16 protein-coding genes are annotated in these 14,061 nt (G+C 71.6%); 9 read left to right on the top strand and 7 right to left on the bottom strand.

The window, feature by feature from the left end:
- The gene (locus ABEB09_RS32425) at positions 1–444 is read right to left on the bottom strand and encodes a cupin domain-containing protein (RefSeq protein ID WP_345693484.1); all 444 of its coding nucleotides are present in this window, start codon (positions 442–444) and stop codon (positions 1–3) included.
- A gap of 280 nt (positions 445–724) precedes the next feature.
- Between ABEB09_RS32425 and ABEB09_RS32430 the strand changes: the two genes are divergently transcribed.
- The 7 genes from ABEB09_RS32430 to ABEB09_RS32460 are packed head-to-tail and all read left to right on the top strand — an operon-like array spanning position 725 to position 5,999.
- Entirely contained in the window at positions 725–1,843 is a 1,119-nt protein-coding gene (locus ABEB09_RS32430) for a SchA/CurD-like domain-containing protein (RefSeq protein WP_345693485.1), read from the top strand.
- A gap of 47 nt (positions 1,844–1,890) precedes the next feature.
- Positions 1,891–2,364 (top strand): cupin domain-containing protein, encoded by a 474-nt coding sequence (locus ABEB09_RS32435; RefSeq protein WP_345693486.1) that lies wholly within the window; start codon positions 1,891–1,893, stop codon positions 2,362–2,364.
- Positions 2,361–3,629 carry a beta-ketoacyl-[acyl-carrier-protein] synthase family protein gene (locus tag ABEB09_RS32440; RefSeq protein ID WP_345693487.1) on the top strand — a complete coding sequence of 423 codons (1,269 nt, stop codon included), beginning with the start codon at positions 2,361–2,363 and terminating at the stop codon, positions 3,627–3,629. Before ABEB09_RS32435 ends, ABEB09_RS32440 begins: the two co-directional genes overlap by 4 nt.
- Positions 3,626–4,882: a ketosynthase chain-length factor gene (locus ABEB09_RS32445; protein WP_345693488.1), complete on the top strand. Its 1,257-nt coding sequence runs from the start codon at positions 3,626–3,628 to the stop codon at positions 4,880–4,882. The genes ABEB09_RS32440 and ABEB09_RS32445 overlap by 4 nt, the downstream gene beginning before the upstream one ends.
- Positions 4,883–4,908: 26 nt before the next feature.
- The gene (locus ABEB09_RS32450; protein WP_345693489.1) at positions 4,909–5,166 is read left to right on the top strand and encodes an acyl carrier protein; all 258 of its coding nucleotides are present in this window, start codon (positions 4,909–4,911) and stop codon (positions 5,164–5,166) included.
- A gap of 1 nt (position 5,167) precedes the next feature.
- Complete coding sequence (locus ABEB09_RS32455; RefSeq protein ID WP_345693490.1) at positions 5,168–5,635, top strand: SRPBCC family protein; 468 nt, start codon at positions 5,168–5,170, stop codon at positions 5,633–5,635.
- A 28-nt stretch (positions 5,636–5,663) separates the two neighbouring features.
- Entirely contained in the window at positions 5,664–5,999 is a 336-nt protein-coding gene (locus tag ABEB09_RS32460) for a TcmI family type II polyketide cyclase (RefSeq protein WP_345693491.1), read from the top strand.
- Between the two features lie 93 nt (positions 6,000–6,092).
- On the opposite strand, the gene ABEB09_RS32465 is transcribed toward ABEB09_RS32460, so the two are convergent.
- The gene (locus tag ABEB09_RS32465; RefSeq protein WP_345693492.1) at positions 6,093–7,106 is read right to left on the bottom strand and encodes an amidohydrolase family protein; all 1,014 of its coding nucleotides are present in this window, start codon (positions 7,104–7,106) and stop codon (positions 6,093–6,095) included.
- A gap of 37 nt (positions 7,107–7,143) precedes the next feature.
- The gene (locus ABEB09_RS32470) at positions 7,144–8,775 is read right to left on the bottom strand and encodes an FAD-dependent oxidoreductase (protein WP_345693493.1); all 1,632 of its coding nucleotides are present in this window, start codon (positions 8,773–8,775) and stop codon (positions 7,144–7,146) included.
- 306 nt (positions 8,776–9,081) lie between these two features.
- Between ABEB09_RS32470 and ABEB09_RS32475 the strand changes: the two genes are divergently transcribed.
- Both ABEB09_RS32475 and ABEB09_RS32480 read left to right on the top strand, forming a co-directional pair.
- Positions 9,082–10,341, top strand: a complete 1,260-nt coding sequence (locus ABEB09_RS32475; RefSeq protein WP_345693494.1) for a cytochrome P450 family protein — start codon at positions 9,082–9,084, stop codon at positions 10,339–10,341.
- Between the two features lie 16 nt (positions 10,342–10,357).
- Positions 10,358–10,675, top strand: coding sequence for an antibiotic biosynthesis monooxygenase family protein (locus ABEB09_RS32480; protein WP_345694161.1), 318 nt, complete (start codon positions 10,358–10,360; stop codon positions 10,673–10,675).
- 93 nt (positions 10,676–10,768) lie between these two features.
- Here the strand turns inward: ABEB09_RS32480 and ABEB09_RS32485 are convergent, their stop codons facing one another.
- The 4 genes from ABEB09_RS32485 to folP all read right to left on the bottom strand — a co-directional run bounded on the left by ABEB09_RS32485 (position 10,769) and on the right by folP (position 14,057).
- Positions 10,769–11,002: a hypothetical protein gene (locus ABEB09_RS32485; RefSeq protein ID WP_345693495.1), complete on the bottom strand. Its 234-nt coding sequence runs from the start codon at positions 11,000–11,002 to the stop codon at positions 10,769–10,771.
- Between the two features lie 36 nt (positions 11,003–11,038).
- Positions 11,039–12,364, bottom strand: coding sequence for an erythromycin esterase family protein (locus ABEB09_RS32490; protein WP_345693496.1), 1,326 nt, complete (start codon positions 12,362–12,364; stop codon positions 11,039–11,041).
- Between the two features lie 34 nt (positions 12,365–12,398).
- Entirely contained in the window at positions 12,399–13,115 is a 717-nt protein-coding gene (locus tag ABEB09_RS32495; RefSeq protein WP_345693497.1) for a DUF2267 domain-containing protein, read from the bottom strand.
- Positions 13,116–13,214: 99 nt separating this feature from the next.
- A complete protein-coding gene (folP, locus tag ABEB09_RS32500) occupies positions 13,215–14,057 on the bottom strand; it encodes a dihydropteroate synthase (RefSeq protein ID WP_345694162.1) in 843 nt (280 codons plus the stop codon).
- Positions 14,058–14,061: the final 4 nt, after the last annotated feature.

The following is a 14,061-nucleotide window of genomic DNA, read 5'->3' on the forward strand; positions in this document are numbered from 1 at the left end:
CTACCGCGGGTCCGTCTCCTGGAGCCGGTACAGCTCGGGCACGGAGACCTTGATCGGCTCCTGCGTGGTCCGGGCGATCACGACGACCGCGGGCTCGTCCGGATCGGGGTTCTCCTCGCGGTGCGGGACGAACGGAGGCACCAGGAAGAAGTCGCCCGGACCGCCGGCGAGGCGCACCTCTCGTGTGCCGTCGTGGAACACGAACACGGGGTGACCGCTGACCACGTAGATCCCCGCCTCCGAATCGCCGTGATGGTGGTTGTCCGTGGCGCTCAGCGGGGGGTTCTCCACCAGGCCCATCCAGAGCCTCTTCGACCCGACCGTGCCACCGCTGATGGCGGCGTACCCGTCCAGCTCGCCGGAGCGTACGTGGTGGACGCGGTTGTTCAGCGGCGCGTCGTCCCCGGCGCCCTGTGCGGTCTCCACGCCTTCATGGGCAGTCATCGTGCGGCCTCCCGGATCTCCATGGCTCTCTCCATGGCTCTCTTCGACGGGAACCAGGCTGCGACCTACGGGCCGGACGCGGCAAAAGTCGTTGCCGACCCGGCACGGCGCGTCCCCCCGCGACGAGGCGACGGCAACGCTGCCGCGTTCCCTCAATTGGCCCCCGTGGCTCGCGGGGTGTGGACGGCCGACCCACGATGAAGGGGCTCAGGGCCGACCGTCGTCCGCGCTCGCGGACTCGGCGGCCGTCGTTCGCTCTCCCGAAGGAAGGGTCAGCCGGATGACCACCTCGACACGCATATCCCAGTCGGCGTTCGACGGCTCCAGGCTTCGAGTCCTCCTGCTCGTCGATCTCCACGAAGGCGCCCAGCAGCGGTTCCTCGACGCGTACGAGCACATGCGGCGCCACGTCGCGTCGGTTCCCGGCCACATCAGTGACCAGCTGTGCCAGTCCATGGAGAACCCGTCCCAGTGGCTTATCGCCAGCGAATGGGCGAGCGCCCCGCCGTTCCTCGCCTGGATCAACAGCGAGGACCACATCGAGACGGTCAGGCCCATGCAGAGCTGCGTCCGTGACCTCCGGTCGATGCGCTACCACATCGTCCGCGAGACCGGCAGTGCCCTTCCGCTCACCGCCGACACCGCCGGCGTCCAGGCGCCCGTACGGCTGGGCGACGGGGTGACGCGTCACGCGCTGACGTTCACCGTCAAGCCGGGCTCCGAGTCCAAGGTCGCGGACATCCTCGCCGGCTACGCGCCGCCCGAGGCCCGCGTCGACGACTCCACGCGGCTGCGCCGCACCACGCTGTTCATGCACGGCAACCGTGTCGTCCGCACCGTCGAGGTGCAGGGCGACCTGATGGCGGCCCTCCGCCACGTCTCGCGGCAGCCCGAGGTACGGGCCGTCGAGGAGGCCCTCAACCCGTACCTGGAGCGGAGCCGGGACCTGAACGACCCCGCGTCCGCACGTGCCTTCTTCACCCTCGCCGCCATGCCGGCCGTCCACCACGTGGCCGGCGACGGGCCGGAACCCGCGGGGCTGCGGCGCCACGCGCTGTACTACCCGGCCCGCCCGGGCTGCGGCATGGCGCTGGCCCGGCTGCTCGCCCGGCAGGACGAGACCGCCGCGCAGGACCCCGCGAGCCCGGTGCACCGCAGCACCGTCTTCCACCGGGACGACCTCGTCGTCCGGCTCGTCGACGTGACGGGCGACCCCGAGACCGACCCGGTCAGGACCCTCGGCATCCACGGCAGGCGGAAGCCCGCCGTACTGGCACGCCTGCTCGACGGCGCCGCACTCGGCGTGGAAGGACCCCTCACCGGCGAACGGGACGCCCACCGCCTCCTCGCGCACGCCGGCATGACGCTGATCACCGACCGCAGGGCCGCACAGGCCTGACGAGCGCACGCACCACACCCACCACCGAGCGACCAGGAGACCGAACCATGGACACGACACGCCCGCGCATCGTCGACCTGAGCGAGACCCAGCCCAACCGCAAGCGCGGCGGCGACCTGCGCACCATGCTCACCCCCGTCACCGTGGGATCGACCAGCGGCTTCATGGGGCTGGCCATCCTGCAGCCGGGCGAGCGCATCAGCGAGCACTACCACCCGTACTCCGAGGAGTTCGTGTACGTCGTCGAGGGCCGCATGGAGGTCGACCTGGACGACGAGACGTTCGCCCTGCGCCCCGACCAGGCCCTCATGATCCCCATCAACATGCGGCACCGCTTCCGCAACGTCGGCGACGAGGAGGCCCGCATGGTGTTCCACCTGGGCCCCCTGGCACCCAAGCCGAGCCTGGGCCACGTCGACACGGAGCCCACGGAAACCCCGGAGGGGAGCGAGAACCTCCAGCCGTACCCCGTCGTGCAGGAGGAGGTCGCGCAGTCCGAACGACGGGGGGCGCCAGCATGACCCGGCGGGTGGCCGTCACCGGCATCGGGGTCGTGGCTCCCGGCGGCACCGGCGTGCCGGCGTTCTGGGACCTCCTCTCCAACGGCCGTACCGCGACGCGCGGCATCACCCTCTTCGACCCGGAGGGGCTGCGGTCCCGGATCGCCGCCGAGTGCGACTTCGACCCCCTCGCGCACGGGCTCGACCCCGACCTGACCGAACGCGCCGACCGGTACATCCAGTTCGCGGTGGTCGCCGCGCGGGAGGCGGTGGCCGACTCCGGCATCGACGTCGGCGAGGAGGACCCGTGGCGCGTGGCCGTCTCCCTCGGCAGCGCGGTCGGCGGCACGACCCGCCTGGAGCACGACTACGTCCTCGTCAGCGAACGAGGACGCCGCTGGGACGTCGACCACGCCGCCGCCGAACCGCGGCTGCACCTGGCGTTCTCGCCCAGCACCCTGGCCTCCCTCGTCGCGGAGCAGTTCGGCGCCATGGGGCCGGTGCAGACCGTGTCCACCGGCTGCACCTCCGGACTCGACGCCGTGGGATACGCCTTCCACACCATCGAGGAGGGCCGCGCCGACCTCTGCATCGCCGGAGCGTCGGACTCGCCGATCTCCCCGATCACCATGGCCTGCTTCGACGCCATCAAGGCGACCTCGCCGAACAACGACGACCCGGCCCACGCCTCCCGGCCCTTCGACGCCCACCGTGACGGATTCGTCATGGGCGAGGGCGCCGCGGTGCTCGTCCTGGAGGAGCTCGAACACGCCCGCGCCCGCGGCGCGCACATCTACTGCGAGATCGGCGGCTACGCCACGTACGGCAACGCCTACCACATGACCGGGCTGACCACCGAGGGCCTGGAGATGGCCCGCGCCATCGACACCGCGCTCGACCACGCCCGCGTGGACCCCACGGACATCGACTACGTCAACGCGCACGGCTCCGGCACCCGCCAGAACGACCGCCACGAGACCGCCGCCGTCAAGCGGTCCCTGGGCGCCCACGCCTACGACACCCCCATGAGCTCCATCAAGTCCATGGTGGGCCACTCGCTGGGGGCGATCGGCGCGATCGAGGTCGTCGCCTGCGTGCTGGCCCTGGCCCACCAGGTGGTGCCGCCGACGGCGAACTACGAGACCCCGGACCCCGAGTGCGACCTGGACTACGTACCGCGCAGCGCACGCTCCCGCAGGCTCGGCCACGTGCTGTCCGTGGGCAGCGGCTTCGGCGGCTTCCAGTCCGCGGTGCTCCTCACGGGGCCGGGCGGGAGGAAGAGATGAGCGATCGACGAACCGGGCGCACCGCGGTCACGGGCATCGGCGTGATCGCGCCCAACGGCCTGCGCGCGGACACCTACTGGAAGTCCGTCAAGGAGGGCGTGAACGTACTGGACCGGATCACCCGGGAGGGATGCGGGCACCTGCCGCTCAGCGTCGCCGGCGAGGTCCGCGGATTCGACCCCTCCGCCTTCATCGAGGAGACCTACCTCGTCCAGACCGACCGCTTCACCCACTTCGCCATGGCCGCGGCCGGCGCCGCCCTGGACGACGCGGGACTGAGCGGCGCCGCCGCCGACTCGCCGTACTCCGTCGGCGTGGTCACCGCGGCCGGGTCCGGGGGCGGCGAGTTCGGCCAGCGGGAACTGCAGAAGCTCTGGGGACAGGGCTCCCGATTCGTCGGCCCCTACCAGTCCATCGCCTGGTTCTACGCGGCCAGCACCGGCCAGATATCCATCCGCAGCGGCTTCAAGGGCCCCTGCGGGGTGGTCGCCAGTGACGAGGCGGGCGGCCTGGACGCCGTCGCGCACGCCGCCCGTACCGTACGGCGGGGCGTCGACGCGGTGGTGGTCGGAGCCGCGGAGGCACCGCTCGCCCCGTACTCGATGGTCTGCCAGCTCGGGTACCCCGAGCTCAGCACCGTCGGCGACCCGGCGACCGCCTACCGCCCCTTCACCGCCGCGGCCTGCGGTTTCGTGCCCGCCGAAGGCGGCGCCGTACTCGTCGTCGAGGACGCGGACCGCGCGCACCGCCGTGACGCGGCCGTCCGCGCCACCGTGGACGGACACGCCGCCACGTTCACCGGCGCCGCACGCTGGGACCGGTCACGCGAGGGACTCGCCCGCGCCATACGCGGCGCCCTCGACGAGGCCGGCTGCGCACCGGAGGAGGTCGACGTGGTCTTCGCCGACGCGCTGGGCGTACCGGAGGCGGACCGCGCCGAGGCGCTCGCCCTCTCCGACGCCCTCGGCCGGCACGGCGCCCGCGTCCCCGTCACGGCCCCCAAGACGGGCATCGGACGGTCCTACTGCGGGGCGCCCCTGCTGGACATCGCCGCCGCGGTGATGGCCATGGAGCACGGGCAGATACCGCCGACGCCGAACATCTTCGACGTCTGCCACGACATCGACCTGGTGACCTCCACCGCCCGCCCGGCCGAGCTCCGCACGGCCCTGGTCCTCAGCCGAGGACTGATGGGCTCCAACGCGGCGCTGGTTCTGCGCCGCGGCCCGGGACGCACCGCCCGGAACGCCTAGAACCCGGTACGACAAGGAGAACGCGCATGCACAGCGAACTGACCGTCGAGGAACTGGCCGCGCTGATGAAGAAGGCCGCCGGCGTCGTCGTCGACCCGCACGACCTCGCGAACCGTGTGGACACGCCCTTCGCCGGCTTCGGACTGGACTCCCTCGGCCTGCTCGGCATCGTGGGCGAGCTGGAGAACCAGCACGGCCGCTCGCTCCCCACCGACGCGGAGCGCTGCAAGACCCCCCGCGACTTCCTCGACCTCGTCAACAGCACCCTCACGACTGGAGCCTGAAGTGCCCGGACACACCGAGAACGAGATCACCATCGCCGCCCCCGTCGACCTCGTCTGGAACATGACCAACGACCTGGAGAGGTGGCCGCAGCTGTTCAGCGAGTACGCCTCCGTCGAGATCCTGTCCCGCCAGGGCGACACGGTGACCTTCCGCCTGACCATGCACCCCGACGAGAACGGCAAGGTGTGGAGCTGGGTGTCGGAGCGGGTCACCGACCGCGCCACGCTCACCGTTCGCGCACGCCGCATCGAACCCGGGCCCTTCGAGTACATGGACATCCTCTGGGAGTACGAGGAGACCCCGGCCGGCACGCGCATGCGCTGGACGCAGGACTTCGCCATGCGACCGGACGCCCCCGTCGACGACGCCGGGATGACGGCGATGCTCAACCGCAACTCGCCCGTGCAGATGGCCCTGATCCGCGACCGTGTCGAGCAGGCCGCCGGCGAGCCGACCCCCGCCGCCTGAGCGGCACGGTTCGCGGAAGGAGACGTCCATGCACCACGCCCTGATCGTCGCCCGGATGGCCCCGCAGTCGGCCCCGGACATCGCCGAGGTCTTCGCGGCCTCCGACAGCGGCGAACTCCCGCACCTCGTGGGGGTGACGAAGCGGTCCCTGTTCCAGTTCGGTGACGTGTACATGCACTTCATCGAAGCGGACCAGGACCCCGGTCCCGCCATCGCGCGCGTCGCCGAGCACCCGGAGTTCCGGGACATCAGCAGGAGGCTCGCGGCATACGTCAGCCCGTACGACCCGCAGACCTGGCGCAGCCCCAAGGACGCCATGGCGCAGTGCTTCTACCGATGGGAGCGGAACGCCGCCGCCAGGTGAGACGGAGAACAGGCCGGCACGAAGAGGGCCGCTGCCGCGGATGTTCCGCGGACAGCGGCCTTCTCGTGTGCCGGCCGGTGCCGGCCCCGCAGGTCAGCGGGCGAGCGCCGGCATCAGCCGCAGGGCGTTCTCGCGGTTGATGGCGTGGAGTTGGTGAGCCGAGAGGGCGGGATCGCCGTCCAGAGCCGGTGCCACGATGTCGGTGACGACGTGCGCGGGGGTGGGCGGCCAGTCCGTGCCGAACAGGATGCGGCCCGGGTCCACCGTGGCGAGCAGGGTGGGCGTGGCCGAGGGCGACATGGGGCCCGCGGTGTCGAAGCAGAACCGGTGCAGGTAGTCGCGGACCCGGCCCGGATCGATCTCGGGCGTGAGAGCCCGGCCGAAGAGTTCGAGGCGGGTGGCCATGTAGGGCAGGAAGCCCCCGCCGTGCGGAAGGACGAAGGTGAGGTTCGGATAGCGGTCGAGGGTCCCGTTCCTGATGAGGTTGATGGCGGCACGTGTCGTGTCCATCAGGAAGTCGCACACGAACGGCGGCATGCCCGGAAGTCCCGTACCGCCGTCGCCACCCGCCGGCACCTCCATGGGGTGGGTGCTGATCACCGCGGACCGCTCGTTCAGCTCCGCGAGGAGGCGGTCGTGCGAATCGTCTCCGAGGTAGACACCGCCCATGCTCGTTCGCGTGCTGACCCCGACGGCTCCGAGCTCGTCGAGGCCGTACTGGACGCTCCACCGGGACAGTTCCAGGTCGTCGAGGAAGACAGGAGTGAAGAAGGCGAACCGCGCCGGGTGGGCGGCCACGACGTCGGCCGCCGCCCGCAGGGCGACGCGCGCGCTTTCCCGGCGCTCCGCGTGCTCCCGGAGCCGTCCGAGCATCGCCACCGTCATGACGGCCGTGCTGATGCCGGTCCGGTCCATGACGTCCAGGGCGGTGTCCAGGTCCCAGCGGGTCCACCAGGGAAGCCGCTCGCGGTTGATCACCCCTCGCTCTTCCGCCCAGTCCAGCCAGGCCGGAGCGGTGAAGTGGTGGTGGACGTCGACCCGGCCGGCGGCCGGGCCGTCCTCGGCGGTGACCGGTTCGTGGATCTGAGGGTTGTTGACGAGTGTCATGGCCAGTCCTCGGGGTGGGGGCGTGCGGGGGGTGTGCTCAGGCGCGGCAGAGGACGGTCTGCAGAGCCTCCGTCAGGACGCGGTCGGCGTCCGGGACCGCGGCGTCCGCCCGCCACGCGACGAAACCGTCCGGGCGTACGAGCACGGCGCCGTCCTCGGCCGTGCCGTGCAGCCGCGCCCAGTCGGCATCCGGCTCCGGAACGAGATCGTGTCCGGGGCCCTGTCCGACGAGGTACGCGTCGACCGGAACGCCCAGCGTCTCGGAGGCCCGCAGGGCGGCGTTCCGCCACACCCGGCCCCGGGACCCGGCGAGCACGACGAAGGAACGCTCGTACAGGTCGATCGTGGAGATCCTGCGCCCCTCCCTCATGACCCACATGTGGGGTGCCCGGCTCCCCGGCACGCCGCCGAGCTGGAACGTCTCCGGGACGACGGGCCCGTCCGGGGGCGCGCCCAGCACGGCGGGGGAGGCGTACCGGTAGCAGAGCGCGACGGTCATCAGGTCCGCCGGGTCGTTGTTGCGCCGCGCCGCGGGGCTGAGGCCCGGGTGCTGCTCCTCGGCCGCCTGCAGGCACGCCCGTGCGCTGGTCTCGACGGCGACGGGCCGCCGTTCGTCCTCGTAGGTGTCGAGCAGGGCCGTGCCCGCCCAGCCGCGGTGCACCGCGGCCAGCTTCCAGGCGAGGTTGTGGGCGTCCTGGATCCCGGTATTGGAGCCGAACGCACCCGTGGGCGGCATTTCGTGCGCGGAATCCCCGGCCAGGAAGATCCGGCCTTCCCGATAGCTGTCCGCGACGAGATTCGCGGCGTGCCAGGGTGCCTTTCCGGTGATCTCGACGTCGATGTCCGGGACGCCGGCGGCCGCCCGGATGTGCGCCGTCAGACGGTCGTTGCTGAAGTCCTCCAGGGATTCGCCGCCGTCCGGGAACCAGGGAACGTGGATCACCCACCGTTCCTCGTTGTCCACGGGCAGCAGGGCGCCTTCACCCTCCGGGTCGGTGACATAGCAGACGACGAATCTCTTCTCCCCGATGCAGTCCTTGAGCGCCTTGCTGCGGAACGTGACGCTGACATTGTGGAACAGCGCACCGGGACCTGACTGGCCGATTCCGAGACGTTTGCGCACGGAACTCCTGGGCCCGTCCGCGGCCACCAGGAAATCGGCGTTCACCGTGCGGGCCTCACCGGTCTCCCGGTCCAGGATTTCGGCCCGGACCCCTTCCGGGCCCTGGCTGAAGGACAGCATCTCCGTACCGAAGCGGATGTCACCGCCCTGGCGGCGGGCGTAGTCCAGCAGGACCGGTTCCAGATCGTTCTGACTGCACAGGCACCAGTCCGAAGAGCTGTCCTCGGACACGTCCATGCCGGCGGAGATGTCCTTGATGATCCAGCGGCGCTGGTCTCCGGTGAGGGTGTTCACCTGCAGGACACCGTCGTTTCCGGCGAGGGCGTAGGCGGCCTCGCGGATGTGCGCCTCCAGTCCCGCGGTGCGGAAGAGTTCCATCGTGCGCACGTTGTTCCCGCGGCCGCGTGGATGTGTCGACGTCCTCGCGTGCCGCTCCACGAGGATGTGCTCGACGCCGAGGCGCCCCAGGAACACGGAGGTGGAAAGGCCCACCAGGGATCCGCCTACGATGAGAACCGGTACAGATTCCGCTGCCTGTGCGTTCAACTGGTTTCCTGTCCATCCGGCGGTGGCCGGTCCGGGATTCGGAGGACCGGCGTCAAGGAGTATCTCTCTACCGGTACTTGGAGAGGCGGCCGACGGCACCCGGTGATACGCCGGCCGGGTCACCACGGGAAATTCCGTGGTTCGCCCGGCGGCCCGCCCGTTTGGCGCAGCCGCGTTTGATTCGTCGTGCGGCACGGGAAATCGTGGCACTGACCGAGCAACCCATCCCTGTGTGTCGCCAGGGGGCGGTACTCGCAGAAGACCACGCCTCAGCTGCGGCCAGCAGCTCGACCCCCGGGACCAGTCATGACGCAAGCGTTCGCATCCGAGGAATTGTCGTCCGAAGAGGCCGCGGCCGAGGCCTCGTCCTGCAGCCGGGCGTTTCGCGCCAACCCGCATCCCGTGTACGCAAAGCTCAGGGAGACCGCGCCCGTATGCCCGCTGTCGCCTCCCCACGGGGTCGAGACGTACCTGATCACGCGGTACGACGACGCCCGCGCCGCGCTGGCCGACCCCCGCCTGAGCAAGGACATGTACGGCGCGATCGACGCCTACCACCGCATCTTCGGCGACTCGTCCATCGCCCTGGACGACAACATGCTGTTCTCGGACCCGCCGAAGCACACCCGCCTCCGGCGCATCGTCGGCAGCACGTTCACCCCCAAGCGCGTCGAATCGCTGCGTGAGCGCGTCCAGAAGATCACGAACGATCTGCTGGACCGGTGCCCGACGTCGGAGCCCGTGAACCTGCTCCCGGAGTTCGGCTTCCCGCTGCCGCTCCACGTGATCAGCGAACTCCTGGGCATTCCGGAGGACGAACGCACGCAGGCGCAGGAGTGGTCCGCCACCGTCGCCCAGACCGGCTTCGGCCCGGAAGCGCGCAAGGCCCTGGAGATCGCCGAGGGCAATCTGCGCGACTACTTGGTGGAACTGATCACGCGGAAGCGAACGGAGCCGGACGACGGACTGCTCAGCGCCCTCGTCACCGCGCGCGACCAGGACGGCGCGCTCACCGACCACGAGCTGGTCTCCACGGCGTGGGTCCTGCTGTTCGCGGGCCACAAGTCGACGGCGTACCAGATCGGCAACGCCGTCTACCACCTGCTCACCCAGCCGGAGCAGAAGCGACTGGCGTTCCGGGACGCCGGCGCGACGGCCGCGGCCATCGAGGAGATCTTCCGGTTCGAGACCTCCGTCGAGAACGGCACGTTCCGCTACGCCACGGAGGACATCCGGATCCGCGACACGCTCATCCCCAAGGGGGCGCTCGTCCAGATCTCGATCGCCGGGGCCCACCGTGACCCGGAGGCGTTCGCCGCCCCCGACCAACTGGACGTCACGCGCCCGAACGTCCAGGCGACGCACCTCGCGTTCGGCTACGGCCCGCACTACTGCGTCGGCGCGCCGCTGGCCCGCCTGGAGATGCAGATCGCCCTCACCACGCTCTTCGAACGGTACCCGCGCATGTCCCTGGTCGGGGCACCGGAGGACGTACGCTGGCTGACCGTGCCCTTCCCGGCGTTCCGCGGGCTCGCGGAACTCCCCGTCGTACTCGACCCGGCATGACCGCGGAGTGAGCGCGATGGAACCCTCGGCGCACGTGCGGGTGATCCGCATGCTCCGCGTGCGGGAAGGCAGGGAAGCGGACTTCGTCCAGGCGTACCACCGCGTCCTGGAACGGGCCGTCCGGTTCCCCGGACACCTCGGTGAGCAGCTGTGCCGCTCGATCGACAACCCCGGCCAGTGGTTGCTCACCAGCGAGTGGGAGAGCCTCGAAGCCATCAAGCGGTGGCGCACCGACCCGGATCACTCGGCCCTGGTCGAGCCCATGAACGCCCACCTGCACGACGAGCGTTCGACCGCGGTCTTCCAGGTCGTGGACGTGGCCTCCGCGCGCTGAACCGGCCCCTGTCCTCCAGGCCCCGCGGCAGGGCGGGTGCGGGGCGCCCGGCCCGTGACATCCCGGGTCGGGCGCCCTCGTGCGACGCCGGGTTCAGGCGTGGTCCACGAGCCGGGCGAAGCCCTGCTCGCGGGCGCAGTGCGCGCAGCAGAAGAACTGGCCGTCGGCCTGCAGGCCGTGGCCGAGGATGCGGCACTGACAGTTGTCGCAGATCGGCGCGATCTTCTGGGCGGCGCACTCGATGCTGTCGAAGACGTGCACCGCCCCCGCCGCCCGTACCTCGAAGGCCAGCTCGTAGTCGTTCTTGCAGACCTCGCACACGGCCATGGATCATCACTCCTCGCTGCTCGATCGACGGGCGTCCTAGACGCCCGTGGGCCAGGTCTCCTCCTCTCTCGTGTCCGCCGGGCCGGTGGGGAGAGGGGTCAGGGCGCTGGTGCGGTCCAGGAAGCAGAAGGCGTCGTACCGTTCGCCGAGGACGGTGGCGACGTAGTTGCCCCATCTCTCGTGCCGCGGGCGGTACACGACCCCGATGGCGCGGTGGTCCCGTTGCTCCCGCAGCCATCGGTCTCCGGCCGCCACGGGGAAGACGAACAGCGCGGCGCCTTCGGGCAGTGCCCGGTGCATCAGCTCCTCCAGGCTGCCCGGACGCGCGGGCGGCACCTCCATGGCGCGGGGGCGCCCGCCCCAGCGGTCGGAGGCGATGACCGTGCCCTCGTACGAGCCGAACCCGACCAGGACGACGCCGTCGTCGCCGTGGCGTTCCCGTACCAGCTGGCCGACGTTGACCATGCCGGCGCCGGCCATGTCGGTCGCCCGCGCGTCGCCGATGTGGGTGTTGTGCTCCCACACCACCGCTTTCGCGTGCGGCCCGTGGTACTCCATGAGCCGGTCGAGCGTGTCGGCCATGTGATGGTCCCGGATGTTCCAGGACTCGGGGCCTCCCCGCACCATCGCCCGGTAGTACCGCTCGGCGCCGGCCAGGACCTCCGCGTTCTGCCGCGCGGCGAACCTGGCCAGGCTGTCGTCCCTGCGCGCCGCCTGCTCCGCGTCACGGCGCAGCCGCACCAGAAGGGACAGGACCTCGCGCTCACAGCCGGCCGGGACCAGCTCGGTGGCCAGGGCGTAGGACTGCGGATCGTCCGCGTACGGCTCGAAACAGCGGTACGCCTCCAGCGCGTGATCGACGTCCTGCGGCGCATGCTCGTCGAGGTAGTCGAGCACGGCGTGCAGCGACTCCCACAGGGAGTACACGTCGAGCCCGAAGAACCCCACCCGCCGGTCCGGCGGCAGCGCGACGTTGTGCCGCCGCAGCCAGCGGCTGAACCCGGCGACGTCGGTGTTGGCCCACATCCACGTCGGCCACCGGTCGAAGCCCTCCAGCGCCTCCACGGGGTCGCCGGGTGCGCCGGGACCGGCGGTGACGGAGTCGTGCACCGCCTGGCAGTCGGGCCAGTCGCCCTCCACGGCGACGAAGGAGAAGCCCCTCTCCTCGATCAGGCGGCGGGTCAGCACGGCACGCCACCGGTAGTACTCGGCGGTGCCGTGGGACGCCTCGCCCAGCAGCACGTAACGGGCCTCGCCGATCCGCTCCATCAGGGGATCCAGCGACTCCGGTCCGGTCAGGGGCAGGGCCCCGGCGCGCACCTCGGCCATCGGCTGCCGCCCGCCGGCCGCGGTCGCTGTCATCACCGGCCTCCTCGAGGACGTCCGGGGCTCGGCATCACCCTGGGTGTCCGCCCGAGCCCACGGCCGCGACGGCGGCGTCGATGCGGTCGGCGAGTTCCAGGTCCAGCCGGGTGACGGCGTCCACGGACCGCGTGTACAGCGTGAAGGCCATTCCGTCGTCGGTCCGCTTCCAGTCAGCCCGGTGGTTCACGTCCCGGGCGGCCCGCTCCACGGCGTTCAGCAGCGGCGGGAACCGGTCCTCGGGCAGCGCCACCGCGCGGGTGAGACGGCGGCCGTCGCTGCTCCACTGCGGGCGCCTGCCCAGCTCGGCGGCCAGCTCCTCCTCGGTCAGCGGCGCGGGGGCGTCCGCAGCGGAATGAGCCCGCTCCGGATGCGGCTCCGGCGGTGCGAAGAGCGGAGCGAAGTCGTCCGGGAGGTGCTCGCCGAGCTCACGGCCGAGGTCCGGATCCTCCTCGGCGATCCGGGAGACGACCGCCTGCGCCAGGAACAGCGCCCGCTCGGGAGGAGCGTCCAGATGGCGGCCGACCTCCGCGAGGAGATCGGTCACGCCGCTCGACGAGGCCGGGACCGTGGCCTGGGCCGCGTCCCGCTCGGGACCCGGCATCGCCTCGCGCAGCCGCCGCCGCTGGGGCATGTCGAGCCGGTGCGCCAGCGCGCCCAGCACGACGCGGATCACGCGGACGGTCTCGTCGGACCCCGAGAGGTGTCCACGCCGGGCCACGTCCTCGGTGAGGCGTTCGTGGGTGATCATCGCGCACCTCCCATGAGGGAGCGGTTCGCGGACGAGGTACCCGCCGAGGCGACCGGTACACAACCGCCCCCTGCACCGGCGTGGTGCCGCGGGCCGGAATCAGCTTTCTGTCGCCGCGTGCTCCAGGGCCACCGCCAGGTCCACCGCGTCCCTGACCGGCGCCACGTCGTGGACGCGTACCAGCCGGGCACCGCGGCCCACCGCGAGGGCGCAGGCCGCGACCGTGGCCGGGCCGCGCTCGTGCTTGTCACGGCCGAGCAGCCGGCCCAGGAAGATCTTGTTGGACGGCGCGGCCAGCAACGGGTGGCCCAGTGCCGCGAAGTCGGCGAAGCGGGCCAGGAGCGTGAGCGACTGGCGCCAGGTCTTGCCCAGGTCGATACCGGGGTCCAGGACGACGGCCGCGCGCGGCAGTCCGGCCCGGCGCGCCCGGTCGCCCAGTTCCAGAAGACGCCGTTTCACGTCGCCGACGAGGTCGTCGTACCGGGGATCGGGATCCGGGACGCCGACCGGGAGCCGGATGTGGGTGGCGACGACCGCGGCACCCGCCGCCGCGGCCGCCGGCAGATAATCCGGGTCGGCGAAGCCGCTCATGTCGTTGCCGATGACCGCTCCGGCCCGGTACGCCTCGGCCGCGACCCGTGCCCTGCGCGTGTCCACCGACAGCGGCACGTCGAAGCGCCTGCGCAACTCCTCGACGGTGGAGGCGGCGAGATCGGTCTCCTCCGCCTCCGGGACCTCGCGGACGCCGACACCGGCCGGACGGGCGCCGACGTCCAGGACGTCGGCGCCCCCGGCGACCAGCTCCTCGGCGCGGCGCAGCAGCGCGTCCAGCGCGAAATAGGCGCCGCCGTCGTAGAACGAGTCCCGGGTCCGGTTCAGCACGCCCATGACGAGCACCCGGCGCGTCAGGTCGACGCGCTCCCCGCCGAGCAGCAGCTCCATGTCG

The sequence above is a fragment of the Streptomyces coeruleoprunus genome, from assembly GCF_039542925.1.
Taxonomy (GTDB): Bacteria; Actinomycetota; Actinomycetes; order Streptomycetales; family Streptomycetaceae; genus Streptomyces; species Streptomyces coeruleoprunus.

What these genes read in the sequence shown, in the direction of transcription:
- ABEB09_RS32425 (WP_345693484.1), bottom strand. Translation starts at nt 444, where the DNA reads ATGACTGCCCATGAAGGCGTGGAGACCGCACAGGGCGCCGGGGACGAC.
- ABEB09_RS32430 (WP_345693485.1), top strand. Translation starts at nt 725, where the DNA reads ATGACCACCTCGACACGCATATCCCAGTCGGCGTTCGACGGCTCCAGG.
- ABEB09_RS32435 (WP_345693486.1), top strand. Translation starts at nt 1,891, where the DNA reads ATGGACACGACACGCCCGCGCATCGTCGACCTGAGCGAGACCCAGCCC.
- ABEB09_RS32440 (WP_345693487.1), top strand. Translation starts at nt 2,361, where the DNA reads ATGACCCGGCGGGTGGCCGTCACCGGCATCGGGGTCGTGGCTCCCGGC.
- ABEB09_RS32445 (WP_345693488.1), top strand. Translation starts at nt 3,626, where the DNA reads ATGAGCGATCGACGAACCGGGCGCACCGCGGTCACGGGCATCGGCGTG.
- ABEB09_RS32450 (WP_345693489.1), top strand. Translation starts at nt 4,909, where the DNA reads ATGCACAGCGAACTGACCGTCGAGGAACTGGCCGCGCTGATGAAGAAG.
- ABEB09_RS32460 (WP_345693491.1), top strand. Translation starts at nt 5,664, where the DNA reads ATGCACCACGCCCTGATCGTCGCCCGGATGGCCCCGCAGTCGGCCCCG.
- ABEB09_RS32465 (WP_345693492.1), bottom strand. Translation starts at nt 7,106, where the DNA reads ATGACACTCGTCAACAACCCTCAGATCCACGAACCGGTCACCGCCGAG.
- ABEB09_RS32475 (WP_345693494.1), top strand. Translation starts at nt 9,082, where the DNA reads ATGACGCAAGCGTTCGCATCCGAGGAATTGTCGTCCGAAGAGGCCGCG.
- ABEB09_RS32480 (WP_345694161.1), top strand. Translation starts at nt 10,358, where the DNA reads ATGGAACCCTCGGCGCACGTGCGGGTGATCCGCATGCTCCGCGTGCGG.
- ABEB09_RS32485 (WP_345693495.1), bottom strand. Translation starts at nt 11,002, where the DNA reads ATGGCCGTGTGCGAGGTCTGCAAGAACGACTACGAGCTGGCCTTCGAG.
- ABEB09_RS32490 (WP_345693496.1), bottom strand. Translation starts at nt 12,364, where the DNA reads ATGACAGCGACCGCGGCCGGCGGGCGGCAGCCGATGGCCGAGGTGCGC.
- ABEB09_RS32495 (WP_345693497.1), bottom strand. Translation starts at nt 13,115, where the DNA reads ATGATCACCCACGAACGCCTCACCGAGGACGTGGCCCGGCGTGGACAC.
- folP (WP_345694162.1), bottom strand. Translation starts at nt 14,057, where the DNA reads ATGGAGCTGCTGCTCGGCGGGGAGCGCGTCGACCTGACGCGCCGGGTG.